Source organism: Microbulbifer mixtoriginis (SeqCode), from assembly GCF_052467515.1.
Window position 1 is genome coordinate 3,307,889 of sequence record NZ_CP174314.1, and the last position, 25,456, is coordinate 3,333,344.

Annotated in this window: 24 protein-coding genes; 15 read left to right on the forward strand and 9 right to left on the reverse strand. The window is 45.3% G+C overall.

Translation table 11 applies throughout. The annotated features are described in order from the left end of the window. Window positions 1-494: 494 nt before the first annotated feature. Window positions 495-1,085 carry a TrmH family RNA methyltransferase gene (locus ACJJIT_RS14310; RefSeq protein ID WP_444885746.1) on the forward strand — a complete coding sequence of 197 codons (591 nt, stop codon included), beginning with the start codon at window positions 495-497 and terminating at the stop codon, window positions 1,083-1,085. A 135-nt stretch (window positions 1,086-1,220) separates the two neighbouring features. Next, window positions 1,221-1,631: a putative signal transducing protein gene (locus ACJJIT_RS14315; RefSeq protein WP_444885747.1), complete on the forward strand. Its 411-nt coding sequence runs from the start codon at window positions 1,221-1,223 to the stop codon at window positions 1,629-1,631. A gap of 222 nt (window positions 1,632-1,853) precedes the next feature. Here ACJJIT_RS14315 and ACJJIT_RS14320 read toward each other — a convergent pair whose 3' ends face one another. After that, window positions 1,854-1,991 (reverse strand): hypothetical protein, encoded by a 138-nt coding sequence (locus ACJJIT_RS14320; RefSeq protein WP_444885748.1) that lies wholly within the window; start codon window positions 1,989-1,991, stop codon window positions 1,854-1,856. A gap of 511 nt (window positions 1,992-2,502) precedes the next feature. On the opposite strand from ACJJIT_RS14320, the gene ACJJIT_RS14325 reads away from it, so the two are divergent. The 3 genes from ACJJIT_RS14325 (at window position 2,503) to ACJJIT_RS14335 (ending at window position 5,106) form a co-directional block, all read left to right on the forward strand. Then, the gene (locus ACJJIT_RS14325; protein WP_444898827.1) at window positions 2,503-3,180 is read left to right on the forward strand and encodes a DUF6629 family protein; all 678 of its coding nucleotides are present in this window, start codon (window positions 2,503-2,505) and stop codon (window positions 3,178-3,180) included. Between the two features lie 188 nt (window positions 3,181-3,368). Further along, window positions 3,369-3,680, forward strand: coding sequence for a hypothetical protein (locus tag ACJJIT_RS14330; protein ID WP_444898828.1), 312 nt, complete (start codon window positions 3,369-3,371; stop codon window positions 3,678-3,680). A gap of 319 nt (window positions 3,681-3,999) precedes the next feature. Beyond that, entirely contained in the window at window positions 4,000-5,106 is a 1,107-nt protein-coding gene (locus tag ACJJIT_RS14335; protein WP_444898829.1) for an ABC transporter ATP-binding protein, read from the forward strand. A gap of 6 nt (window positions 5,107-5,112) precedes the next feature. Here the strand turns inward: ACJJIT_RS14335 and ACJJIT_RS14340 are convergent, their stop codons facing one another. Together ACJJIT_RS14340 and ACJJIT_RS14345 are read right to left on the reverse strand one after the other, a co-directional pair. Beyond that, entirely contained in the window at window positions 5,113-6,798 is a 1,686-nt protein-coding gene (locus ACJJIT_RS14340) for an ABC transporter permease (protein ID WP_444898830.1), read from the reverse strand. 122 nt (window positions 6,799-6,920) lie between these two features. Continuing rightward, the gene (locus tag ACJJIT_RS14345; RefSeq protein ID WP_444898831.1) at window positions 6,921-7,952 is read right to left on the reverse strand and encodes a Fe(3+) ABC transporter substrate-binding protein; all 1,032 of its coding nucleotides are present in this window, start codon (window positions 7,950-7,952) and stop codon (window positions 6,921-6,923) included. A gap of 147 nt (window positions 7,953-8,099) precedes the next feature. Between ACJJIT_RS14345 and ACJJIT_RS14350 the strand changes: the two genes are divergently transcribed. The 5 genes from ACJJIT_RS14350 (at window position 8,100) to ACJJIT_RS14370 (ending at window position 11,944) form a co-directional block, all read left to right on the forward strand. Continuing rightward, window positions 8,100-8,543, forward strand: a complete 444-nt coding sequence (locus tag ACJJIT_RS14350; RefSeq protein ID WP_444898832.1) for a hypothetical protein — start codon at window positions 8,100-8,102, stop codon at window positions 8,541-8,543. Window positions 8,544-8,644: 101 nt separating this feature from the next. Next, window positions 8,645-8,911: a PepSY domain-containing protein gene (locus ACJJIT_RS14355; RefSeq protein WP_252084977.1), complete on the forward strand. Its 267-nt coding sequence runs from the start codon at window positions 8,645-8,647 to the stop codon at window positions 8,909-8,911. A gap of 203 nt (window positions 8,912-9,114) precedes the next feature. Beyond that, a complete protein-coding gene (locus ACJJIT_RS14360) occupies window positions 9,115-10,560 on the forward strand; it encodes a coniferyl aldehyde dehydrogenase (RefSeq protein WP_252084976.1) in 1,446 nt (481 codons plus the stop codon). A 166-nt stretch (window positions 10,561-10,726) separates the two neighbouring features. Beyond that, entirely contained in the window at window positions 10,727-11,032 is a 306-nt protein-coding gene (locus ACJJIT_RS14365; protein ID WP_444898833.1) for a hypothetical protein, read from the forward strand. Window positions 11,033-11,059: 27 nt separating this feature from the next. After that, window positions 11,060-11,944, forward strand: a complete 885-nt coding sequence (locus ACJJIT_RS14370; RefSeq protein WP_444898834.1) for a ketopantoate reductase family protein — start codon at window positions 11,060-11,062, stop codon at window positions 11,942-11,944. A gap of 168 nt (window positions 11,945-12,112) precedes the next feature. Here the strand turns inward: ACJJIT_RS14370 and ACJJIT_RS14375 are convergent, their stop codons facing one another. Further along, entirely contained in the window at window positions 12,113-13,111 is a 999-nt protein-coding gene (locus tag ACJJIT_RS14375; RefSeq protein WP_444898835.1) for an AraC family transcriptional regulator ligand-binding domain-containing protein, read from the reverse strand. Window positions 13,112-13,129: 18 nt separating this feature from the next. Next, window positions 13,130-13,903, reverse strand: a complete 774-nt coding sequence (locus ACJJIT_RS14380; protein ID WP_444898836.1) for an SDR family NAD(P)-dependent oxidoreductase — start codon at window positions 13,901-13,903, stop codon at window positions 13,130-13,132. An 849-nt stretch (window positions 13,904-14,752) separates the two neighbouring features. Between ACJJIT_RS14380 and ACJJIT_RS14385 the strand changes: the two genes are divergently transcribed. Both ACJJIT_RS14385 and ACJJIT_RS14390 read left to right on the forward strand, forming a co-directional pair. After that, window positions 14,753-15,430 (forward strand): winged helix-turn-helix domain-containing protein, encoded by a 678-nt coding sequence (locus tag ACJJIT_RS14385; RefSeq protein ID WP_444898837.1) that lies wholly within the window; start codon window positions 14,753-14,755, stop codon window positions 15,428-15,430. Continuing rightward, window positions 15,408-17,198 carry an ATP-binding protein gene (locus tag ACJJIT_RS14390; protein ID WP_444898838.1) on the forward strand — a complete coding sequence of 597 codons (1,791 nt, stop codon included), beginning with the start codon at window positions 15,408-15,410 and terminating at the stop codon, window positions 17,196-17,198. Before ACJJIT_RS14385 ends, ACJJIT_RS14390 begins: the two co-directional genes overlap by 23 nt. Window positions 17,199-17,321: 123 nt before the next feature. Here ACJJIT_RS14390 and ACJJIT_RS14395 read toward each other — a convergent pair whose 3' ends face one another. Further along, on the reverse strand, window positions 17,322-20,048 hold the full coding sequence (locus ACJJIT_RS14395; protein ID WP_444898839.1) for a LamG domain-containing protein: 2,727 nt from the start codon (window positions 20,046-20,048) through the stop codon (window positions 17,322-17,324). Between the two features lie 333 nt (window positions 20,049-20,381). Between ACJJIT_RS14395 and ACJJIT_RS14400 the strand changes: the two genes are divergently transcribed. Then, entirely contained in the window at window positions 20,382-20,585 is a 204-nt protein-coding gene (locus ACJJIT_RS14400) for a hypothetical protein (RefSeq protein WP_444898840.1), read from the forward strand. A 36-nt stretch (window positions 20,586-20,621) separates the two neighbouring features. Next, window positions 20,622-21,161, forward strand: coding sequence for a DUF4886 domain-containing protein (locus ACJJIT_RS14405; RefSeq protein WP_444898841.1), 540 nt, complete (start codon window positions 20,622-20,624; stop codon window positions 21,159-21,161). Between the two features lie 135 nt (window positions 21,162-21,296). Here ACJJIT_RS14405 and groL read toward each other — a convergent pair whose 3' ends face one another. From groL to ACJJIT_RS14420, 3 genes are all read right to left on the reverse strand, one after another. Then, on the reverse strand, window positions 21,297-22,937 hold the full coding sequence (groL, locus tag ACJJIT_RS14410) for a chaperonin GroEL (protein ID WP_252084967.1): 1,641 nt from the start codon (window positions 22,935-22,937) through the stop codon (window positions 21,297-21,299). A gap of 48 nt (window positions 22,938-22,985) precedes the next feature. Further along, a complete protein-coding gene (locus tag ACJJIT_RS14415; protein ID WP_152452204.1) occupies window positions 22,986-23,279 on the reverse strand; it encodes a co-chaperone GroES in 294 nt (97 codons plus the stop codon). A gap of 216 nt (window positions 23,280-23,495) precedes the next feature. Further along, the gene (locus tag ACJJIT_RS14420; RefSeq protein ID WP_444885763.1) at window positions 23,496-23,972 is read right to left on the reverse strand and encodes an FxsA family protein; all 477 of its coding nucleotides are present in this window, start codon (window positions 23,970-23,972) and stop codon (window positions 23,496-23,498) included. Between the two features lie 141 nt (window positions 23,973-24,113). Here ACJJIT_RS14420 and cfa point away from each other — a divergent pair, with 141 nt between their 5' ends. Next, the gene (cfa, locus tag ACJJIT_RS14425; RefSeq protein WP_252084965.1) at window positions 24,114-25,259 is read left to right on the forward strand and encodes a cyclopropane fatty acyl phospholipid synthase; all 1,146 of its coding nucleotides are present in this window, start codon (window positions 24,114-24,116) and stop codon (window positions 25,257-25,259) included. Window positions 25,260-25,456 lie beyond the last annotated feature (197 nt).

Sequence of the window (25,456 nt, forward strand, 5' to 3'; positions counted from 1 at the left end):
ATATTGGTAACAATTGTATTGTTGCTTTCAGGCTGTACAAGTACCAAAGAGCAGAGAAAGCCGGAGCCAAAGTTTCAGGTTCAAATTGAATCTTCGGGAGTGGAGTATTCAGTTACAAGAACTATTGCATTGCAATATCTCTCCTATGTGTCACGGTATAACTATGATGGTGAAAGTATTGAAGTTAGCAAATCTGACGGCACAGTGACCAATGAGTGCCATTGTTATGTGAGCCATATAGGAAATGGTTGTGGCTGGGGCTCATATCTCATTGAGCAGTGCATATCAGATAAATGTACTTTCAGCTTTACTCCATACAATGCCGGGACCGTAATTTGTGAATAACCTTAACAAGGGGGTCCATTCAACGCCCAAAGCTATGCACCTTCTTGTGCAAGGACCTGCACCCCTATTATGCTACAAACCACGCCCCACTTCGGCTACCTGTGCTGGCAACGTTAGGTCTGAATAAATTATCTGAGATCTTCAAGAAGATGGAAGTTGATAAAAGCGACGTTCGGAAAAGAGCCAATCAAATTAAGCCTTATCGCTGTAAAAATCTAATATGTGTTCTTGAATACCCGATGGATATGAAGAACATAGGGACAGTCATTCGAAACGTCAATGCTTTAGGCGTCGAAAAAACCTATATTATTGATCCACGCAACTCACTGCCTGATGAATGGAAGGAAATGAGAGAAAGGAAATCACTCTCAAAACCGTCTGTCTCAGCAATCAAATGGAGCTTTGTAAAGCGATTTGATAGTACCGAAGAATGCCTGGATCATTTGGCGAACAACAGATTTACCTCGATTGTTACCTCTCCTCATGTAAAAGGAAAAGACAACTTTATATTGCATGAGGCCGATTACACTCAGCCAAGATTAGCAGTATGGTTTGGTAACGAATCTAGAGGTATCAGTGATCTTGCAGTCAAAAATAGCGATTTCTGCGTATCTATTCCAATGTTTGGAATGATAGAAAGCTTAAACCTTGGAACAACTTCTGGGATTGTATTGTATGAAATTACTAAGCAGCGCCGCGAGTACCAGGAAAAGTATAAGCGAGCCAACCGCCGCACCTGACAGAGCAATTCAGCTGACATCTTGCTTTGTGCATTCTGATTTAGTTTTCACTGGAAAGTAGACTATTTTTTCGTAAAATAATCATACAAAAATTTAGATTTTTTCTATACCCTCGTTAAGCGCTAAGGTGATCACTTGCTAGTAACCGTTGCTAGATTCTCATTTCCATATGAAGCCCAGATTGCAAAAGCAAGACTTGAGTCTGAAGGAATAAGCGCTTTCATTGCAGATGAGCACACAGTCAATATGCAGTGGCTATATTCTAATGCTATGGGTGGAGTAAGGCTTCAAGTGTCGGAAAGCGACCTTGATAAAGCCCATGAAATCCTTAAGCAAGACCGCTCCAATCTTGTAGACCAAGAATTAGGGTGTGAAGGGGAAAGGAAATGTGAGTCCTGCTCTTCACGAAATGTTGAGCCATTTACCAAGGGAAAAAAGCCCGCATTTTTGGTCTTCTTACTCTTGGGTATGCCTCTATTTTTCTACCAACATGGTATTAAGTGCAAGGATTGTGGCCATTTCCAAAAACTTAATAATCACAAGTAATAAGGCATCTGCCCTTCGAGCCTCCGTCTGGCTATCTAAGTGAGGGTATTCTTTACCCTCTGGTCGTTCGAGTATGGTCAATAATCCGGACAAACAGTGACTCAAATAGTTGTAAGTGTTCACCGTGACCTCAACATCCGAAATGAGTCTAAAATTCGCGATTATATCAGTGTGATAAGGACGTCCAAGTTTATGAGGGTAATAACATTTGACCGCCAGTTCTTATTTACCGCAGATGGGCTTAACCGTGACATCCACGCCTAAACCCATGGTGCCGTTAATAGGGGAAAATAGTTCACAGCAACCACCTTTCAGCGGATTTTCCTGTCTGCTTGGGCAAGGTGCAGTTGACTGAGCCATCGCCAACCACCTTAGTCATACTCAATAACTTCGTTGTCACAAGATTATTGGTGATCCCCAATTAATGCGCGCAAAGTGAATGACCAGAGAGTGCCGATAAGAAAAATACTCCTAATACAATCAATGTTTGTGGGAGCATTATTACTTTAATGTGTAAAAGGCAACTCCCGACGCAAGGGTCAGAACGGTGGCCAACGTTAATAACGGAATAAAACACTGCAACCGACTTAGCGGCATCAAACTGGCTTACCCCCAGTCGACATCGACTTTACCTGCACAAGCATAGAATTTCATAGATAAACTCGATGCCCCCTTGATGGTGTTTAGATTTCATCTACAGAGTGAAATGAAGTCGTTGAGATTGGCCCCACCCTTTCAGATAAATTAATAAGCATAGTACAAAGTAGATGACTTCAACCTATTTTTTTAGGTTAAGGCTATTGTTATATAATTCATCAAGCGTTAAGACTCTGGCTTAAATGACAATATTTTACATACAGAGAAAACCATTATGTGTTTTTCAGCCACAGCATCATTCGGATCAGCAGCTGTTCTTCTTGTTGGTGGTGCTTTGTGTACAAGACACGCTATAAAAAACGATAAAACCTATTTATTGCTCGCGATTACCCCTATCCTTTTCGCGTTACAACAAGCGAGTGAAGGTGTGGTATGGATTGGATACAACGGAAATTTAACATCACTGACAACCGCAGCCTCCATTTTCTATTTGTTTTTTGCTCTGCTTTTTTGGCTTGCCTGGATACCAACCGTAGCCTTTAGCCTTGAAACAAAAAAGTGGAAAAGGATTTTTTTTATCACATTAATCATCATAGGTTTTGCTTTTGGCTTATATCTTTGGACACCCGTCCTATTAGAAACAGGACCAAGACATTTAGTAAAAACCAGCGTATGTGGGCATAGCTTATGTTACATACTGTCCGATGGCAGCTTGTTTTCCATTACAGCAGGACATATTATTTATTCTTCACTAGGTTTTTTATTTTTATTATCAAGCAACCGAGTTTTTAGGAAATTTTGGGCACTTGTCATGCTGTTCGGCGTTATCATCTACTTTACACAGCGTGAAACGTGGGTATCAACCTGGTGTTTCTTTGCTGCATTATCTACCTTATGGATTTATTTTCTATTAATGAATGATTATAAAGCAAAGATGAAAAAACAGGCATGATAATTGTAGTGGCAAAGCTAATTTGGCCACGGCGTAAAGGGAAAGACCTGCAAGGAGTTTTTTAAGGATCTAAGGAAGCGATGCTTTTGACCTGAGCTTGCTTTCAACATCACATAACGAGTTACTGCATCAAACTATGGTATAGTGCTAACAACACTATACAAGCCAACACCGGCCATTAAAATATTATGGATCTCAAATTTTTTTCGCCCAGCATGAAAAGATTGTTTTTCACTCTGTCAGTTATATTTATTTCCGGATGTGTTTCTACCGCTAACATATATGAGAGAAATGCCAAAGCTAATGAACTAGAAGCACAGGCTGAAGACGCCAGAGTAAACAATAATTATTCCATGGCCAAACAGCTGGACAGAAAGGCAGAGAAGCTACGAGAAAAAGACTCTATCAACAAAGAGGATATCGTTGCAGGTATTTTTTCCGAACTTTTTAAGCGATTGCTCGGAGGAAGCTCTAAAAACGATCAACATGGTTGGCAGTAAAGCAAAGCACTAAAGTAAACCTTTACCAACAAGCATTAGGCGGCTCAAGATCTCTATACCGAGGCTGATGGTATCATCTGATTTGGGTCGGCTTATTTTACAGTTAGATATCGATTCTATTTAGCTGGTCACTGTGATTCTGAGATAGACGAGATCTTATTATCTATGAGAAAGAATACATTAGCCTATGAGGTTTAGAGTGAGTATTTACTGCTTAAAAAACACCCAGCTTTGCTCCAACTAAAAAGAAGCCTTCACAGGGCTGCTACTAATAGTATGCTTCACACGGGACTAGTTGCCGGTTAGCTTAGTGATAACTATGATCAGCAACTACACCCGAACGCTGCCCAAAGTGTTTAAAAGCCAAATTACCGGAAAACCCGTGCACCCCATACTCTCCATAGAAAACCTGCAGTGCCGCTACGGCGAGCAGGTGGTTATCGAATCAGTTTCCTTTGCTTTACAGGCCGGGGAGATTGCCTGCTTATTGGGCCCCAGCGGCTGCGGCAAAACAACCCTGCTGCACGCCATCGCTGGATTTCAGCCAGTCGTTGCAGGGAATATTCAATTGTCTGGAGAAGTAATCTCTTCTCCCAAAGTAAAGGTTCCAGCGGAGCAGCGGAAAATTGGGGTGGTATTTCAGGACTATGCCCTCTTCCCACACCTCACCGTTGAGCAAAATATTGCCTTCGGTATCCAGTCAATGCCGAAAGGCCAACGGCAATCCCGTACCCAGTCGTTGCTACAGCTAGTACGCCTGAAAGGTTTTGGGCAACAGTATCCGCACCAACTATCCGGCGGTCAGCAGCAGCGTGTCGCTCTGGCTCGGGCACTGGCACCGCGCCCCAAGTTGTTGCTGCTGGATGAACCCTTCTCTAACCTGGATACCGAGCTGCGCCGCAGTCTCGCCGCCGAAGTCCGCCATATACTGCGCGAAGAGAAGATCCCTGCGATTATTGTTACCCACGACCGCCACGAGGCCTTTATTGCTGGAGACAAGCTGGGAGTACTCAGCCAAGGTCAATTACAGCAGTGGGACAGCCCACAGGATACTTATCAGAAGCCAAAGAATTTGGCGGTTGCGAGAATCGTTAGTGAAGGGAACATTATCTCCGGCACTGTCCTGGGCAATGACCTAATCAGTACCCCATTAGGGGAAGTAAATATGCCAACAGCTGCATACGAAAATGGAGATAGGCTCGAACTGTTTGTGCGCAGTGAGGATATTGCCGCAGGCGAACATCCCGGTGCGGTTATGGCTCAGGTTGTGGAAAAGAATTTTCTCGGCAATCAGGTGAGCTATCGCTTCCAGTTAGCCGCAGGGGAAACTGTCGAGGCCGCTTTGAATGCCAATGTTCAAGCGGCTCCTGGTGATAAACTTCCCCTACGTCTCTCCTCTGCGCTGGTGTTTGACCAGGCCCGATAGCAGCTATCAAGACAGGGCGGGCGCTTCAGAGCTCGCCAGGGCTGTGCGCTCCTCACCTCTGCGCCACCCAATGGAACGGCTCAGCAAAATCACCGGGATTAATCCCACCAGGACAATCAATAAAGCCCCCAGGGCTGAGCGTTCCAGCATCTCATCAGAAGCAAACTGGTAAACATAAGTCGCCAGGGTGTCAAAGCCGAAGGGGCGCAGTAGCAACGTCGCCGGCAGTTCTTTCATACAATCCACAAAGACCACCAAGCCACCCGTTAGCAGTCCTGTACGCACCAAGGGGAGGTGCACGGCCCACAGGGTTTGCCAGCTATTGCGCCCCAGAGAGCGGGCAGCCCTATCCATTGATGGAGTTACCTTCTCCAGACTGGATTCTATGGCCCCCGTAGATACCGCCAGGAAGCGCACCGTGTAGGCAAAAATAATGGCAAAAATACTGCCGCTTAACAGTAGCCCTATGGAGATATCGAAGTGCTCACGTAAAAAAGCGTCGACGGCATTATCAAATGCGGCCAGTGGAATCAGGACTCCAATCGCCAATACCGCCCCGGGCATTGCATAACCCAGCTTGGAAAAGCCGACCAAGAGTCGTACGGACCTTTTGGGTTGCAGTCGCTTACCGTAAGCCAACAGCAAGCCCAACAGTACAGAGACCAGTGCTGCCGCAATAGACAGTAACAAGCTATTGCTGGCGATCTGTATAAAATCCTCGCTCCAATAGCTGGAAAAGTTACTAAGTGCGTATCCACCCAGAACCAGCAGGGGAATAATAAAACCGGCCACCAACAGTAACCCACAAAACAACAGGGCTACACCAGCTCGCCAACCGCACAGTACATAACGTTCACGCTGGGAATTTGGCGACTGTACAAAGTGCTTCTGCCTCGCCCGCCCCATTCGCTCCAACGTAATTAACAGAACAACAAAAATCAGGGTGCTACAGGCAATTTGTGCCGCCCCCCCTAAATTACCGCGGCTCAGCCAGGTATCGTAAATCCCAACACTCAAGGTGCGCACCGCAAAGAAGTCGACAGTGCCGAAGTCATTCAGGGTTTCCATCAGTACCAGTGACAAGCCCACCGCAATTGCCGGGCGCGCCATTGGCAGGGATACACGCAAGAAGCTGTGCCAGGGCGTGCAGCCCAATGACCGGCTCGCGGCCCGTATACTGCCGCACTGTTCGATAAAGGCCGCGCGCGCGAGCATATACACATAGGGGAAGAGCACCAGTGACAGCATGGCAATCGCCCCACCCATACTGCGGATCTCAGGGAACCAGTAATCCCTGGCCGTCTGCCAACCAAACCAAGCCCGCAAGGACTTTTGCACTGGGCCCGCGTACTCCAGCAAATCTGTATAGACGTAGGCAATCACATAGGCGGGAACTGCAAACGGTAGTAGCAACGCCCACTCGAACAACCGGCGTCCGGGGAACTGGCACATGCTCACCAGCCAAGCGCTGCCCACGCCTGCTATCAACGTTACTAAACCGACACCACCAGCCAGAATCAATGTGGAGGACACATAGTGAAACAGCACCGTGTCTAACAGGTGCGGCCAGATATTTTCTTCAGGGAAAAATGCCAACCAAAAGATAGATAGCACTGGCAGGGCTACCAGTAGGGAAATAGTAGCTACCAGTAGCAGCCAGCGCGACGCTGATAAATTCGCTCGGTTTAGCATGAATTAAGAAATCAAAAGCTCATTATAAAAGAACGGCCCTGGTCTCTCGACAGGGCCGTTCGAATAAGGCTGAGATAGTGCTGCCAATAGGCTGGGCAACAACTCCCATTCAGTTAATCATTCTAAAAGTCAAAGCGTACTTCATCAACCATACGGGAAGCCGCCGGAACGTAGGAACCGATTTCCGTGAGGCTCAGATCGTCTTCTTTAAACTCACCCATATATTCCTTGATCAACTCAGAGCGAGCAGTACCGGGGCGTACAGGGAACTCAAAATTTTTCTCAGCGTAAGCGTATTGAGCATCGGCACCACTGAGGAATTCCAGCAGCTTAACGGCATTTTCACGGTTGGGGGCATGCTTGGTCAGCGCCGCGCCGGAAATAAACATATGGGTACCGCGATCCTTCTGGTTAGGGAAGATCAGATTGACTGACTTGGCCCAATCCACCTGCTCCGGCTGCTCCTTATTGGTAATCATTTTACCGAAGTAGTAGCTGTTACCCAGGGAGAGGTCGCAGACACCTTCGCTAATGGCTTTCACCTGTGCACGGTCATTGCCCTGCGGCTTACGCGCCAGATTCGCTTTCACGCCTTGCAACCACTCTTTAGTTTCTGCTTCACCGTGATGGGCGATCATGGAGGCGATCAGGGACAGGGTGTAGGGGTGCTTGCCGCTGCGGGTACAGATTCGGCCCTTCCACTTAGGCTCTACCAGCTCTTCGTAGCGAGTGATCTCACCGGGCTTAACGCGGTCTTTGGAGGCGTAAATTAAACGCGCTCGGGTTGTCAGGCCGAACCAGTTACCGGCCTTATCACGGAATTGCGCCGGGATATTGTCTTCCAGGATTTCACTGCTTACCGGTTGGGTCAGCTGCTTATTAAGCAGGTCCATCAGACTACTGGTATTGGAAGTCAGAACCAGATCGGCAGGGCTGTTGCGCCCTTCCCTTTGCAGCCGCTCGTTCAAGCCTTTGCTGGCGTAGACCACTTTGGTCTCAATACCGGTTTTCTCGGTGAACTCCTGCAAGATCGGCTCAATCAGGAAAGGTTGTCGGTAGGAGTAAATATTTACTTGCTCAGCGGCATTGGCCCCAATGGCACCAATCAAACCAACAGTTGCAATCGCTTTTTGAAATAGAGATCTGGTAAACATGGGAGTCCTATCACCCTGGGGTTAATTTGAGAAGCATTCTCATTTGGAAAGGTATTAATGTCAACCTGGAACTTCTCTACCCAGCAAAGTCGCAAAATCCCTCCTATGCTTATGCTTAGATTCAAGCCAGTCACCTGCAGAGGCTCTATGCATTACCTTATTCTGCCACTCGCTCTGGTTTTTGCCTTATCCGGCTGTGACCGCAAGGGTGAGCCACATAAGGCCCAACCATCGAGTAGTGAAGTAACCGCTGGTCAAACAGCCAGCGAGGCAATGAAACAGCCGATTAAGCGAAACGCGAGCAGCACGGCGGAAGACCCCACCAATCAGCTACAGGCTACCGCTTCGGGTAGTGAAACCATTTGTACACCGGGCTGGTTTACCTGGGTACAGCGGCAAGTGATGGCCCAACAAGATGGCGACCTGAAAAAAATGTACCCATCAGGTCTACCCCCCATTGGCAGTGCAGAGTGGTTTGATGCAATCACCAAGCTGACGGGCGGCAACCTGGCCGATGTAAAGCCCGGTAGCCCGGAGTGGTGTCTCGCAGTTCAGAAACGTCTCAGTCACCCCGGTGACCAGGGCCTGTAAGGCAGTCAAAAGGCCAAGTATCTTGCTGAGTAAAAGCGAGATGTAAACCTTCTATTACCCGGTCAATTTTTCAACCGGGTCCGCAAGCGAGGTAGTGAAAAATGAAGTTCTTCAGCAGAATGTTGCTGGCACTAATCGCCGCAACCACGCTACAAGTCGCCATCGCCGACGAGAAACCCCCTCCCGGGGCTATGGCACTCTCTATGGTGCTCACAAAGTTAGAGCAACAGGGTTACACCCCTATTGTTGAGGTAGACCTGGAAAGAGGACGCTGGAAAGTGGAGGCCTACAAGGGCGATCAGAAATACGACCTGATTGTGGATCCTAATTCAGCAGAGGTCCAATCCGAAAAACCCGATAACAGCTGACTCGCATAGTCTGCGATCATTCTTACCACCCCTCCCCAGATTAGGGATACTCCGGGGAGGGCCTGAATTCATCACAGTTTTTACCAATGTGGTGGCAACTCACGTAACCACAGTGATTATGTCTATTCACTGACGTAATTGGTCAAGCACCGCGAGGATGAATGCGTTAGTCTGGTCTAAGACAAACGCCAAAGGATAATAAAATGACCATCCAGACGCTTACTCGGCAGGATGCAGACAAGGCGCTACTCCAGAACCAGCTAGACAACCAGCGCCGAGCCCATCACGCCAACCCTGTTCCCAGCTATCAGCAGCGTGTTCAAGATCTAAAAACCCTGGCACGAATGCTGCGTGAACAGCAGGAAGCCATCATTGAAGCCATATGCTGTGACTACGGTAATCGCTCGCGGGAAGAAACCCTGCTATTGGAGATATACCCTGCCCTTTCCGGCATCAAGGATGCCATAAAGAACATCAAGAAATGGATGAAGCCCAGGCGGCGCCATATCGACTTCAAAGCCTACCCCCTGTCAAAAAATACTGTAGTACCTCAACCCCTGGGAGTAGTTGGGGTAATAGTGCCGTGGAACTTCCCCATTAACCTTAGCTTTTCACCTCTAACCAATATCTTTGCCGCAGGCAATCACGCGATGGTAAAGATGTCTACCAACTCCTGTCGGCTTGCCGAGTTGTTAAAGGAGGTTAGCCCCAAGTATTTTCCAGAGGAGAAACTCTCTTTTATTGCTGACTATGGTGAAATAGGTCCACTATTTTCCAGCCTAAAATTTGACCACCTAATTTTTACCGGCTCCAGCACTACTGGGCGGGCCGTGATGCGCTCCGCTGCAGAAAACCTGACTCCAGTCACGCTAGAGCTTGGAGGGAAGTCCCCCGCTATCATCGCCCCAGATTTTCCCATCGAAAAAGCAGCGGAGCGTCTGATCCACTGGAAAATGGTCAATGCCGGGCAAATATGTGTCAATGTAGATTATCTCTTCATCCCTGAGAACCAACTGGATACCTTTATTGAGCATGCCAAGCGGGTAATAAAAAAGCACTTCCCCAACTGGCAGAGCCCTGACTATACCTCCATTATTGACAACGCAGCCTACCAGCGCCTGTGGAAAACACTGGATGATGCCGTCGATAAGGGGGCTAAGGTTTACGACCTGAGTGCCGGAGAACTCAAACGAAATGACAGCCTGCGAAAGTTCCCTCCCCATCTATTAATCAACGTAAATCGGGACATGCTGGCTATGCAGCGGGAAATTTTTGGCCCGCTTCTGCCAATTATGACCTATTCAAGGCCTGAAGAAGTCATTGACTATATCAATGCTCAGCCACGACCACTGGCAATTTATCCCTACACGAACGATAAGAACCTGCAAAATCGCTATATTGAGCAAATTATGTCTGGCGGTGTGTCGATAAATAACTGTGTATTACATGTTGGACAGCACGATATTCCATTTGGCGGGGTTGGGGAAAGTGGCATGGGTCATTACCACGGTTACGAAGGCTTCCTTACCTTCTCCAAATTGCGCCCCATCTACCAACAGGGACCAATCGACCTATTGAAATTAATGCGCCCACCCTATGGAAAACTTTCCAATAAACTATTGAACCTTATGCTTAAGATGACCCGATAAAATTGGGTACTGGAAAGCATAACCGCATGTAAAAATAATAACCCGGCGAACCCATACGCCGGGTTATTATTTTCGATTCATTTAAACATTTAATTAAAATCACTGGCGTAATGATCATCCACTGTCCACACTAAAAACATGGCTTGGTTGTAGTGTGGAGCCTCGCGTGAGTTTTATTGTAACGGTCATGCTCGTTAGTAATTTGACAAACCCCATTCCCCCAGGGATAGACCCTAACAAACCCGCCCCAATCTACGATAGCCCCGATCTTTACGGAGCAACGCCTTCGGTTATTGCTCTAGATCCATCGACTATTAGGTCAAAACTCTACAGTCTTGGATTTAAGCCTATAACCAGTATGCGCTTCGTGGGGGGGCGCTGGAAGATTCAAGCAGTTTACCAGGGCGAGCTCCGAGCCCTGGAAGTAAACCCAGATAATGGGATTATTTTTGCAGATCGACCAGCCAAATAGGTAACAAGAAAATCCTGAACCAACCTTATGAAAAAAGGAAAAATATTAATACTCGGAGCAGGTTCCATTGGATCATACCTAGCGGCAAAATTTTTCCGAGCAAACTATCATGTAGATGTCATCGGTAGAAAAGCGGATAGAATTGGAGAATATCTCCTCATCAACTCTAAGAGATATGACTTCCCGCCCACCTCAAAAGAGATCAGCGCACAATCATCCTATGACTTTGTTTTTTTAACATGCAAAATCTATGACCTAAAGAAAAATTTCAACAATTTAAGCAAGAAAAGCCCAAAATCAAAAATTATTATTCTTTTACAAAACTGCCTTTTTGATATCTCAGAGTTTGAACACACTTATCAGAAAAACTTCACGAGCGTTTTGGTATATGACGGCTTCAATCTGAGCAACAACAAACTGAAGCATACTAAAGGCTCTGGATTCCTCGTTGGAAATGACAAATATTCAGAAAGCTTACTACAGCTATTCAAAAACTCACTTATCGAGACCAGAACAACCAGTAACATAGTACAGCATCGTGTTGAAAAGACTATCTTCAATTGCACAACAAATATATTTTCAGCCACCTATTCAAGAACCCTCAGGGAGCTTTTTTCAGACGACAAAATAACCAAGCACATGAAAAATGTACTTTATGAATCCTACGAAGTTCTCTCAAAAGAAATTGAGATCAATCAAGACAAACAAGAGATGTGGAAAAAACTCACCCAACAAGCCAAAAGTTTGGATCATTACACGTCAACCTACCAGGATGCTAGAGAAAATAAAGTTACTGAGCTTTCCTATTTGAATGGTTTTATTATTAAATTAGGCCGTAAAGTAGGAGTTGCCACTCCTTACACCATTGAGGCCGTGAATAATTTTAAGAGAAAGTATCCTAACTTATATTGAGATTACCTAGCTATCCGCCCCAAACTCCCAACTGGCCTTATAGTAGAGTATTTAAATAGGCCTACGCCTTTATACTGACCATGAAGAAGCATATTTAACTACACTGCTAGGGCCCAGTATGATTTACCTTCAATCTAGTAGCTGCACTAAAACCAAAGATAAATATAATCAATAAATCGAATTCCGATATTGAAGAGGTGTCACCCCTTTCCATCCTCGGTAAGCGCGTATAAATGAATTAGGCTCCTTAAACCCTAGCATAAAGGAAATTTCTCCCAGATGGAGATTAGACTTAGAGAGATAGTGATCAGCCAAACTTACCCTAATCTCCTGTAAGACAGACTGAAAAGTGTGATTTTCCTCCCCAAGTTTTCTCTGTAAAGTTCTTTTGCTGATCATTAAACGCTCAGATACAGCCTCAATAGAGCTCTCACCAGCTGGCAATAACTCCATTAACACGGACCCGACCCGCTCTCCCATTGTGGCTTCGCTGCCCAGATCCTTTAGCTGTTGACTCAATTTACCTTCAAAGAAATCCCACATACGGGCATTGGCAGTCAGAAACGGTTTTTGTGCATCTTGTGCTGAGAAGCAAATTCTCACCCGGTCTGATTTCTTAATTGAGCAACCAAAGAACTTCTGATAAGGCACTTGATCTTCCGGTAACTGCGGTAGAGCCAATTCCAAAGGTTGAATTTTATCCCGGGTTCCTAATCGAGCCAGGCGGATATAGAAAATTAATTCACTCAATCCCAAAGCTGTGGGGATAATTTCATCACTGCCATAGCACTCTAAATTAAGCCTTGTGTACTTATCAGTAATATCCAAGTGCAATTCCATTGGTCCAATCAATGGTTTGTACTGCTGTATCCGCAATAAAGCTTGATTCAGGTTTTCACTGCAAAGGCTCGCAAACACAGGGGGATCAAATGTTTCAGCCGTAAGATGCTCTGCCAACAAGAGCGGCAGTGGCTTATCCTTCGAAGCCTGGTCAATACCACACCAGAAGCGGAAATATTCCACCGGAGTCAGTGTCACAGACTCCCGCTGTAATAAATCCGCAGGTAACCCGGCATAGGCCAGAGCCAGCGCTGTATCGATATTCATATCGTGTAATATCAACTTCCAGCTGGGAGGTACCAAAAATTTAGCTGCACGCCTGATCATTACCGGGCCTTCCTACAATTAAGACTTTTCCATCGTCTGACGGGAAAACTTCAGTAGCATTTTACGAGGCAATAAAGGCATTATCCAATTCAGAAACAACTTTAGCCGCGTCTCATTGAAAGCAACTAGATCGCCACGCTCCATGGCCTGATAACCACATCTGGCAACAGACTCAGCTGAACGGGCATTCTTCCAAATATCGACACCCTGAAGATCACCTGCCGCGACGAATCCTGTTGCAACAGCGCCGGGGCACAAAGCGGTTACTGTCACACCTGTGCCGTTCAGCTCCTCAGCCAGTGCCTGGCTGAATGAAGTTACATAGGCTTTAGTTGCGTAGTAAACCGCCTGTAAAGGGCCGGGAATAAAAGAGGCTGTAGATGAGACATTAAGGATATGCCCGCTATTTCGGGCAACCATACCCTTTAAATACAGATGGGTGAGATTGGTAAGGGAAATCATATTTACCTGCATCATACTCTGCTCAGCTTCCAAGTCCCGCTGATGAAAAAGGCCATGACCACCAAAACCCGCATTGTTGATCAGGGTACCAACCTCCACATTCTCACCTTGGGTTCGCTCAAAAATTCTCTGTGCGGACAACGGGTCAGATAGATCTTCAGCAATTACCATTGCTTGGACACCAAACTCTTTCTCCAACTGCTGCTTGAGTGATAAAAGCTTCCCCTCAGACCGAGCAACCAGAACCAGGTTGCCACCTTTAGCCGCATGTATCTTGGCCAACTCCAGACCAATACCACCAGAGGCTCCTGTGATAAGTGCCGCTTCCATCAAATTGTCTCCCAAGTGTTAATCTTAGAATCAGTATATATACTAAAGACGCCAACCAAGAATCCGATTGTGCCGGTTGGCTATCCAAACATGCCATCGCTCAAAGGGATAGTTTCAACTTATCTAAGATTTTTTCAGAAACGTTGAAATAAGCTCGAGATCTCGTTTCTCGTATTAAGGGTATTGAAATCGCAACCCCAGAAATTGAGAGATGCTACTTTTGGGTAAAGACGGAATAATTTCCTAGGTTAGCTTTCACTGGCGGTGACCATTGCCCTCGTACATATCATACCTATTAAAATTCAGTGTATTCAGGCTACCGTTGCTTGTTATTTTTGATGCTGTGACTTTATGGTCGCGTCACTGTTCACTCTGGAGAGTAAGAACCTCTACCTCAATTGAGTCATATACTGTGACTCCGTGAACCCAACGTTCTAACATTCATGCATTGATTACACCAGTCTGGGCTTAAACAACAGGGTATTCTCTTGGTACTTGATTTATATAGCATTGCTATTACAAGGGGCATGAAGCACACTTAACACACAATTTAAGACGCAGTTTTAGCCTAACAACTGTTTTTTTGCTAGTGTTCTCCACATGCAAAAATCTAGAAAGGCTTCACTACTCCCACCCCTTCAGCGTGGTGTAAAAATAGTATTTATCACTTTTAAATTAATTTTGTTCATGTCTAAAAGGCTGAAAGTTCCTGGCAACATTTAGTTACCCTTTAATATTCACCATGCACACATGACTTAGCCTGAGATAAATAAAAAAATTAAAAAATCAATTTAAAGAACTCGATCAACAAGTAACTGGCAACCAAAACTATTTACCAGCTAAAGATATATGCGAATTTTTATAATAGAAGACGACATCAAATTAAGCCATTATCTTCACAAGGGCCTCAACCAGGAAGGGCATAGTGTAGAGCTATGTCATGATGGAAAAACAGGATTAATTCAAGCTAGCACCGAAAATTTTGATGCAATCATCCTTGACCGAATGCTTCCTGGTATGGATGGGCTAAAGCTATTAAGGTCCCTGAGGGGAATGGAAATCACTACACCGGTTTTAATGCTAAGTAACCTCGGAGACGTTGACCATCGCGTTGAAGGTTTACGTAGTGGATGTGATGACTACCTTTCCAAACCTTTTTCTTTTGCGGAGCTTTTAGCCAGAGTCGAAGTCATTGGTAGGCGCCAACCTCAGTCCAATACCTATGAATCCCTTATTGTTTCAGACCTTGAGCTCAATCTCTTAACAAGAAAGGCACAACGCAGAGGCCGTAGTATTGAGCTATTAACCCAAGAATTCAAACTCCTAGAATATCTTATGAGACATGAAGGTCAAATTATTACAAAAACAATGCTTTTGGAGCAAGTCTGGGACCTTCATTTTGACCCCAAGACCAATGTAGTAGAAGTACACGTAAGCAGACTGAGGAAGAAAGTTGACCAATCCCAGGATAGGCCTCTTATTCACACAGTAAGGGGGGCCGGTTATGTCCTTCATGAAAAAAATTAAGCTACATAAAAGCTCTAGTTTCAGACTGGCAATTATTACATTCAGCTGCGTCTGTCTTAGCTCCAGTATTTCACTGGCAAGCATCTATTTACTCACAAAGCAATCCTTGACACATCCAACATTTCATAAAGTTGAAAATATAACAAAAGAATCTATTGCGGCAATCAATGACCTAGAGTTTTTTCACCCCGACCTTTTCCCAAACTTCCAAAATGTAAAACCTAGAAATTTTATTAACAACCACGCTTCACCATCAAAATTTACTAGCGATTACACACACCATTTCAAAAACCTTTTAAGTAAAAGCAGCTTAAGCCAGCAAGAGAAACTTGCTATTCAAGGGCGATTATTTGCACTGGGAGAGGACATAAATCCCCCTCTAGAAAAGATTCCCGCCAACTTAATCTGGTATCTGCTTAACAGCGAATTTCCCGAAGATTTTCACGATTATGTAGACCAGATTACTGATGAACGATTTAGCCATTGGCCCCAATATCATAAAAAACGTCACATAGATACAACACTACTTACAAAATATTATATTGAAACTGAGTATTTTTTAGATACAGAGGACCTCTGTGTACAGCTTCAGGATAGAAAGGGAAATATTATACTCAGCAATATCGAAGGAACTTCCCCACAAAGCACGAATTATAAGTCTACATACACAGCAACCTACAATCCAGACTCTACATTTTCTCAAGAACATGAACAACACATATGCCTAGCAAAATCTTCTCAACTTAGTGATGGAGGAGAACTCATACTGGGAAGGGATTTCACCCAAGAATTTCACTTATTGAAAAACCTTAACTCAGCTATTTTTTATGGGCTTTTGATCACTACAATTATTAGTCTAATTTGTGGATATCTTGTATCTAGGCAATCAGTCAGAAGAATAAGCGAGATCAACAAAGTATGCCGCCAAATTATGTCTGGCGATCTGGACAGACGGATCCCATATAATAGTAATGGCGGAGACTATGATCAATTATCTATACATATCAATACAATGCTGGACAAAATTCAACAGTTGATGATGGGGATAAAGCAGGTTTCCGACAACATTGCCCATGACCTAAAGTCCCCACTTTCTCGGCTACGAGGCCAGCTAGAACTATTATTGCATATAGAAAAACCAGATAAAGATACCATCGAAGCCATTATTAATGAAAATGACAAGATCATAGAGTGCTTTAATGCATTACTCAGGATCTCACAAATTGAGCAAGGAACGAAAAGGTCAGAATTTCGACACTTTTCACTACACAAACTCCTTAAAACCCTAATAGAAGTCTATGAACCGACTTTTCATGATCAGGGAATACTTCCATCCATCACTTTAGATGATGAGCAGCATATGATTTTTGGGGATAAAAACCAATGGTCTCAGTCTATTGCAAATCTATTTGATAATATAATTAAGTACGCACCAGGAAGTGGCATTCTGGATATTAGGCTTTCAGCCCAATCTCAGCAGGGTAGAGATTATCTTCGTCTGCAGCTACACGATAACGGTCCAGGAATTCCAGAAGATGATCAAAAAAAGGTCTTTGAACGATTCTACCGGTTGGAATCGCATAGGCATACAAAAGGCAACGGGCTTGGATTAAGTCTTGTTTTAGCTGTTTGCAATTTACACAAAGCCAAGATTCATTTAGCTAACTGCAATGGATTAAAGATACAGATAGATATCCCATCAATCACAGAACCACATTCCGCCCATCCTTTAAATTCTCAAGAAAGCAAGCCCACTAAATTATATTGAGTGTTTATCCGTAAGAGGAAAATAAAAAATTATTTATAGTTAATTTCCACTTACAAAGCAGAATTGCCATACTATAGTATGGCAATTCTGCTTATTCTTAAAATATAACAGCCAACAAGAAGGTCAACTCTCACCAACAGAATCACGAATAATTTCAATGGATGAATCCATAGTCGCCGTTACAGGCAACCATACAATCAAAGTCTGAGATCCATCAGTATCTCTGATAATACCCAATTTTACATCGGATAGTGCTTTGCCATTGAATTTTACTTTCGGAGTTTTACTTGTTCCCCATTGGCGAATAATTAGTGATGGGTTTACCAAAGGACTACTATCATTAGCTTTCACCAGCAAAGAAATATCTCCTGATACCCCATCTGATGTCAGGCTATAGGCTCTTTCATCTGTGATAAAAGTAATTGCATTGTCCTTAACACCTTGAACCGCATCTATTACAGGTGGAGAAATCCATGAACTTGCCAAGTCTTGTAAATCAACCGGTGTTCCCTGAGTAAATCCATACATCATAGATCCAGAACCATATTCAAAGGCCTCTAGATTACCAACCGCAAAGTGAGAAACTCTATCATTGGCAACGGAGAATCGACCATCGGAAGGAATTTGAGCTATTGGCCAATGATTCCAAGGGCCTGCAAACGGAAAAATACCTCCCAGGAAATCTATATGCTCTGAACTCTCCTCATTAGCAGAGGGAAAAAAACCACCAGCCTGACTTACTCCAAAGACCTTCCAGTTTGTTTGGCTATTGAGCACCGCAATATTACCGGGCAAAGGGCTGGGGTCCACTCCATCATTAGGTCTATCTAAGGATATAGGATAAATTATATCAGAGGAGTCCCCCTTAAGCCCTGCAATCGAAACTGCATTATAATTCAGGAAGTCCTCAGCCTTTTGACCAGGTCCTAGTAACCATTGGAAGTCCTGGTAAAATTCTACTCCACCTTCATCAGCTGCAGGATGGTAAAAAACATCCCGGATTGCCACCCCATCGGGATAAATTGTATGCACCTCATCAATATAAGCAGTATCCATAACGAGTAAATCAAATACATCTGCAGCAGCATAACGCCAGTGAACCTTAACCCGTGCAGGAGTATTTTCAATCATGCGAACATGGGTTCGTAGAGCCGCCTTATCAGACATGTGTTCAGCCAAAGAAACAATTGGATTGACTGAAGCTGGAGTTTCAGGATCATCTGGATCTGGAATTACTAACTCCACACTTTGATCAGACATCCACCGATTATCCGTCACCAAGTTCATGCCGTGTGATGTTCCTCGCCAATATACATAGCTAATCGGCTTATTATCGAACCGGACTACAATATCTTCGTTGTTAGTAACCCTCCATAGGTTATCCCAAGCATCATGAAAGTCTAACTTTGTATAAATCCCACCAAACTTCTGAGGGTATTTTTCCAGATCTGGCAATTGCCGCTTTGTAAAACTAGGATCTGGAGCTTTCTTTTGTGCTAATAAAAAACCATTGTAACTATCATAAAAATCTTTAGATGTCAGAGAGTGTTTATAGATGGCAATCTCGTCTATTGCCCCCTCAATACCGAATATACTGGAGAAGTGATTGAATTCATTTAATTCACTCTCCCGAACCCCATCGGTTGCCGGTAAAGGTGAATTATTCATCCCCACAATCATTGGCATATCTGGAGTCGAAAGATTGACATCATAAGATTGACTTTTATCTAAAACACCATTGATATAGAGTGATAAATTCTTTTCTGCAGAAACACCAACATGAACCCACTGATTCACTGGGATTACGCTATCAGAGATTAAAGTTTTTCCATTTACCGTAAAAAGGAGTTTACCGTCAGAACTTACTCCAAAATAATACCCCTCATTTCCCATATTATCTGATTGGTGAATGATAGGGGCATTATTCCATGGATAAGCGGCTAGATTAATCCAGGCTTCAATGGAAAGAGCCTCCTTAAATATGGGGGCCTCATCCTGCGCGACCACCACTGCTGATCTATAACCGTCAAAAAAAAGGGCCGAACCAGACACACCAGCGACCCAATCACCTCCGTGGCTGTCAATATATCCAGTTGCTGATTTCAAGCTCTCAACAGTACTCGTGCCCTTACCCTCATCAAACTTCCAATGAGCCACTGGCAAGCCAGGGGGAGTATAATTGACTATCGCATTTCCATTACCCTGAGACACATCTGCCTGTAGCTCTCCAGACTTATTTTGTACATCAGCTATGCCTTTTTCCGTGAGACGCATAGTCTGAATAATGGCCCCTCTACGCACATCCCAGTCTGTGATGGTATCAGTGCCTGGCCGGTATAACCTGGTTACATTGCCATCTCGAGTAATCGTATAAATCTCATGGACTACCCCTTCGGGATCTCGTCCCATTTTCGCATTAGCTTTCGGAAAGTAACGCCAATGAATAACAACCTTTTCATCTGACTGCTCTAAGATACGAACATAAGAAAAGTCATTTGATTTATCAAAGCGAGTATTGGCATCACTCGAAATATCAGCCAAATGCGCTACAGGATTAGAATTGTTTCCAAAATGCCAGACAGGCCGGTAACTATGATCACGAGCAAAAACAAGCTTACCTTTCCCTTCAAGGTTCACAATGATGTCAGCATAAGGCCCTGTGATCTTTTCCGGAATATCTATTGAGTTGACACGGGTATAGTGCGCAAAAAAACCAGCCGACGCTTGGCTTAAGTCTACTTGCGAACTCCTGGATTCTAACGCCTGACCCTCTCCAGAGCCCCCCGAATCCTTGCAGCCTAGTACTGCAAGACAGGCAGCTAGTACAAGATTACCTTTTGATAACAACATATCTGCTCTTTCCTCCCATTTACTGAAAGGGAAGTCTAAAAGGACATGCTAACCCTTTGCTGGACTGAACATTAAATATATGTAATGTTTCTCCTCAAAATTAGTATTAAATACATATATATCGAGTCTTTGCCGACCTACATTCATCATCCTTGTTACAATTCAGAAGGTAATAAACAAAAAAAATAAAAGGATTATTTTCAAAAGAAAGAGTTATCTCCTCAATTACCTGTTTCACCAAATAAGGATATAGATCTTAAACGCACTGCACAGAAATAAGCCGAGAGTTAACTTAATCTAAGCAGCAATTGACCCATTTGAAAGCTTGAAATAATGAAAAAATCCGAAAGTTATTTAAAACTTAAAATACTTCTTCTTATCTCTCTATTAGCGGTAGGAACTTTTTTATTAGTAGCGCAAAAGACGCAAACTGATCAAGAACACCAGAAAATTCTCTCCGTGCTTTTTATTGGTAATAGCTACACTCGCCCGCTTCCTACAATGATCCAGTCAATCGCTGAAATTAATGGGACATAAATCACCTATAGATCCTTAACCCCAGGTGGATGGACCTTGCGAAAACATTCTGAGTCTGAAGAGACGTTAGAAGCTATTCATGAGAGAAAATGGGACTATGTAGTGCTTCAGGAACAGAGCCAGCTTCCATCTTTTCCTGAAGAACAGAGACGAAAAGAGATTTACCCTTACGCGAAAAAACTGACGGATGAGATTCGAAAAGCCGGAGCCACCCCTCTGCTCTTTCTAACCTGGGGACGCAAACATGGAGATATTCAAAATATTCCTGACGATACTCGCAGCAAAATGCAAACTCGTCTGCTAGAAGGCTACCAAAATATGGCTAAAACAACATTCTCAGAAATCGTTCCAGTCGGCCTTGCGTGGGAGGCAATTCACTCTTTAGATAAAAACATCGACCTTTACACTCATGATGGAAGCCATCCCAACCGTAAGGGTGTCTATCTATCTTCTCTAGTCTTTGCTTTCCATCTAGTAGGCTTATCGCAGTTAAATACTCCTCCCATCACGGGTATTCCCGAAGAAACAGCAAAGTTACTTGCACAACAAGCAAAGGCACTCACATTGAGTCCATAAACTTTTCCCAAGTCTAACCATCATTGGGAATATCCAGGCATGCTTCGACTCGTCACAGCAGCTATCTAGCATTTTGTTCTGGACAAAAAAAAGCCCCGCAATTGCGGGGCTTTTTAGATAGGCTGTTAGGCCGGCTTACATCATGCCGCCCATACCGCCCATGCCACCCATACCGCTCATGTCAGGAGCAGCCGGCTTGTCTTCCGGGATCTCAGCAACCATAGCTTCGGTGGTGATCATCAGACCAGCAATAGAAGCTGCCGCTTGCAGTGCAGAACGGGTTACTTTAGCAGGGTCCAGGATGCCCATTTCCAGCATGTCACCGTATTCGCCGGTAGCAGCGTTGTAACCGAAGTTGCCTTCGCCTTGCTTGATCTTATCAACAACTACAGAAGCTTCATCACCAGCGTTGGCAACGATTTGACGCAGAGGCATTTCCATAGCGCGCAGGGCTGCAGCGATGCCGTGGTTCTGGTCTTCGTTGTCACCAGTTACAGAGATAGCCTGAGTAGCGCGAACCAGAGCGGTACCACCGCCAGGTACTACGCCTTCCTCTACTGCAGCGCGGGTAGCGTGCAGAGCGTCTTCTACGCGAGCTTTCTTCTCTTTCATTTCCACTTCAGTAGCGGCGCCTACTTTGATTACTGCAACACCGCCAGCCAGTTTGGCTACGCGCTCTTGCAGCTTCTCTTTGTCGTAGTCGGAAGAGGACTCTTCGATCTGTGCACGGATCTGGCCAACGCGAGCTTCGATGTCTTTAACATCACCAGCGCCATCAACGATTACAGTGTTTTCTTTGGACAGGGTTACACGCTTAGCAGTACCCAGGTGCTCCAGAGTAGTGCCTTCCAGCTCCAGACCAACTTCTTCAGAAATTACGGTGCCGCCAGTTAGGATAGCGATGTCCTGCAGCATGGCTTTACGACGGTCGCCGAAGCCAGGAGCTTTAACAGCAGCAACTTTAACGATGCCGCGCATGCTGTTTACAACCAGAGTTGCCAGCGCTTCGCCTTCTACGTCTTCAGCGATGATCAGCAGCGGCTTGGAAGCCTTAGCTACTTGCTCCAGCAGGGGCAGCAGGTCGCGGATGTTGGAGATTTTCTTGTCTACCAGCAGGATGAAAGGGCTATCCAACTCAGCAGTCATGTTTTCTTGGTTGGTGATGAAGTAAGGAGACAGGTAGCCGCGGTCGAACTGCATACCTTCTACTACGTCCAGCTCGTTTTCCAGGCCAGAACCTTCTTCAACAGTGATAACGCCTTCTTTGCCCACTTTTTCCATGGCTTCGGCGATGATGGTACCAACGCTCTCGTCGCTGTTAGCGGAGATAGTACCTACCTGAGCGATAGACTTGGTGTCTGCACAAGGAGTGGACAGACCAGCGATGTGGTTGACCGCTGCGGTTACCGCTTTGTCGATACCGCGCTTCAAATCCATCGGGTTAAAGCCAGCGGCTACGGATTTCAGACCTTCGGTTACGATAGCCTGGGCCAGAACGGTAGCGGTGGTGGTGCCGTCACCGGCAGTGTCAGAAGCTTTGGAAGCAACTTCCTTCACCATCTGCGCGCCCATGTTTTCGAACTTGTCTTTCAGTTCGATTTCTTTTGCTACGGAAACACCGTCTTTGGTTACGGTAGGTGCGCCGAAGGACTTGTCCAGAACTACGTTGCGGCCTTTAGGGCCCAGGGTAGTTTTAACGGCGTCTGCCAGGATGTTTACGCCTTTCAGCATTTTCTGACGAGCGTCGTCACCAAAAATTACGTCTTTAGCTGCCATGATTCTTATTCCTCAAATTCTTTTTGCGAGTAAAGTTAAAGGCTTTTCTTAGCCTTCCAACACGCCGTAGATGTCACCTTCGCTCATGATGATCAGTTCTTCGCCGTCCACCTTGAGGGTATTGCTGTCGGCATAGCGACCGAAAACAACAGTGTCACCCACCTTCACAGACAGTGCGCGAACATCGCCATTGTCCAGCTGCTTGCCCTCACCCACGGCTACCACTTCACCTTGGTTCGGCTTTTCTTTGGCAGCGCCTGGCAGCACGATACCGCCAGCTGACATCGCTTCTTCTTCCTTACGGCGTACTACGACGCGGTCGTGTAAAGGACGAATTTTCATGGATAAGTTCTCCATTGAGTCGTTTTTTTAAGGTTTTCAACATCGGCGGCACTGGCTTTATGGGCCGGTAACCTCACCCCTCTCTGATTCCCAGAGGCGGGGCTTAATTCTCAGTTGAACCCTATCTATGGGCGCGAGAATGGATTTCAACACTCTTCAATAAAAAAACTACAAAAGTGCCGGGTGAAGCACAAAATAGTGCACTATTTAACCAGTTCAGTCTTTATGATGTTTGTGATCTACCTGATCCATAGGTTTTCGCTCATCCCGAGAAAATTCCCCCTCGATAATATCTGGACCGCGTTGGTTGGGGTCCGAGCTGCGGGGGTCACCAGGCCGCACAATGGTGATATGACGCACCAGTCTCCCCAGTAGCAGTTGGCGTAAACCCGGTATCAGGCAAGCAAATCCGAGGGCATCGGTGATAAATCCAGGAGTGAGCAACAATGCCCCGCCCACAGCAAGAAAGATTCCTTCAACCATCTCCTGAGCAGGTATATCGCCTGTTCGCATCTTCTCCTGAGCCCGCATTAGTGTCGATATGCCCTGCCGCCGCAACAGGGTTACGCCAACAATAGCGGTTAAAAATACCAATCCAATCGTGGGCAAGGCGCCGATTTCTCTCCCTACGGTGATTAAAACCCACATTTCAAGTACAGGTAGGACTATAAATAGAAGCAGTAATGGGCGCATTGAGGGAATTCCTAATAAACCAGCTCTACGAAGCTGGGACGATCAAGGTTTTTCAATATGCTGAAGTAAATGGAGTGGGGAGGCAAATTATTCAAGGGCGCCTCAATCAACCCACAGCAACTAGGAGAGAGGGAGGCTTTGATGGCAAGCGAGCAGCAGGACACCATAGAAGTGCCGGCCATTGGCCGCAGTCGCCACTTGGTAGACGAAATATTAGCCGAGGCCGACATCCAGGTGAATGGTGATAGGCCCTGGGATATACAAGTCCACCGCGAGGAGGCCCTAGACGAGATTGTCGCTCGTCACAGTATGGGGCTCGGTGAGACTTATATGCGCGGAGATTGGGATGTCCAAGCGCTGGACCAATTTGTGTACAAAATTCTGGAAGCCGACCTTGGCCGCCATGCAAAGACGTGGCGCTATGCTTGGCGCTACCTGCGCAGTTTCTTAATCAACCTGCAAAGCCGTCGTCGCGCCTTCGAGGTTGGTGAGCACCATTACGATCTCGGAAACGAGTTTTATACAGGTATGCTCGATAACCGCCTTACCTATAGTTGCGGTTATTGGAAGGATGCTCAAACCCTGGACGAAGCTCAAGAAGCCAAGCTCGACCTTATCTGCCGTAAGCTGCAACTAGAACCTGGGATGCGTCTATTGGATATCGGTTGTGGCTGGGGGAGCCTGATCGGCTATGCCGCCCAGAAATACCAGGTAGAGTGTGTCGGAGTAACGATCTCCCGCGAACAAAGAGCCTATGTTTCCGAACGCTATGCCAACCTACCGATTACCGTCTCCCTACAGGATTACCGAATGCTTGATGAGCCTTTCGACCGTATTGCCAGTGTCGGAATGTTTGAACATGTTGGGCGTAAAAATCATCGAGCTTTTATGGAAGTGGCTAAACGCTGCCTAAAGAAAGATGGAACTTTACTGCTCCATACTATCGGTAAAGCAAGACCAGCCAATACCGATCCATGGATTGAAAAATACATTTTCCCCAATGGGGAAATACCGGCTGCAACGCAGATAACCAAGGCAGCCCAAGACCTTCTCACACTTGAAGATCTGCATAACTTTGGGCCTGACTACGATAAAACCCTGATGGCATGGCATAAAAATTTCGAGGAAAATTGGCCGCGCTTTGCCGATCGTTACGGCAGACGCTTTTATCGTATGTGGCGCTATTACCTGTTGTTCTGCGCCGCTACATTTAGAGTTCGCAGAGTACAGCTCTGGCAATGGATGCTCTCAAAAAATAGGGTTGGCGGTGTGGAGAGAATTTGCTAGTTCAAGAAATTTTTGATTAAAGACTTCAAATTCTTCCAACATTGAGAGTTCCAAAAGTCTGGGGGAGCAATTGGTAGCAGCGATTAAGCTCTACTTCTATCAAAGCTTCCCCAGACCTTTCTCCTGATAATCAAATCCATTAACTATCGCCATTTGCCTGTAAGCCTTATTAATACTTGCTGCCGCCAGGTCTTTAC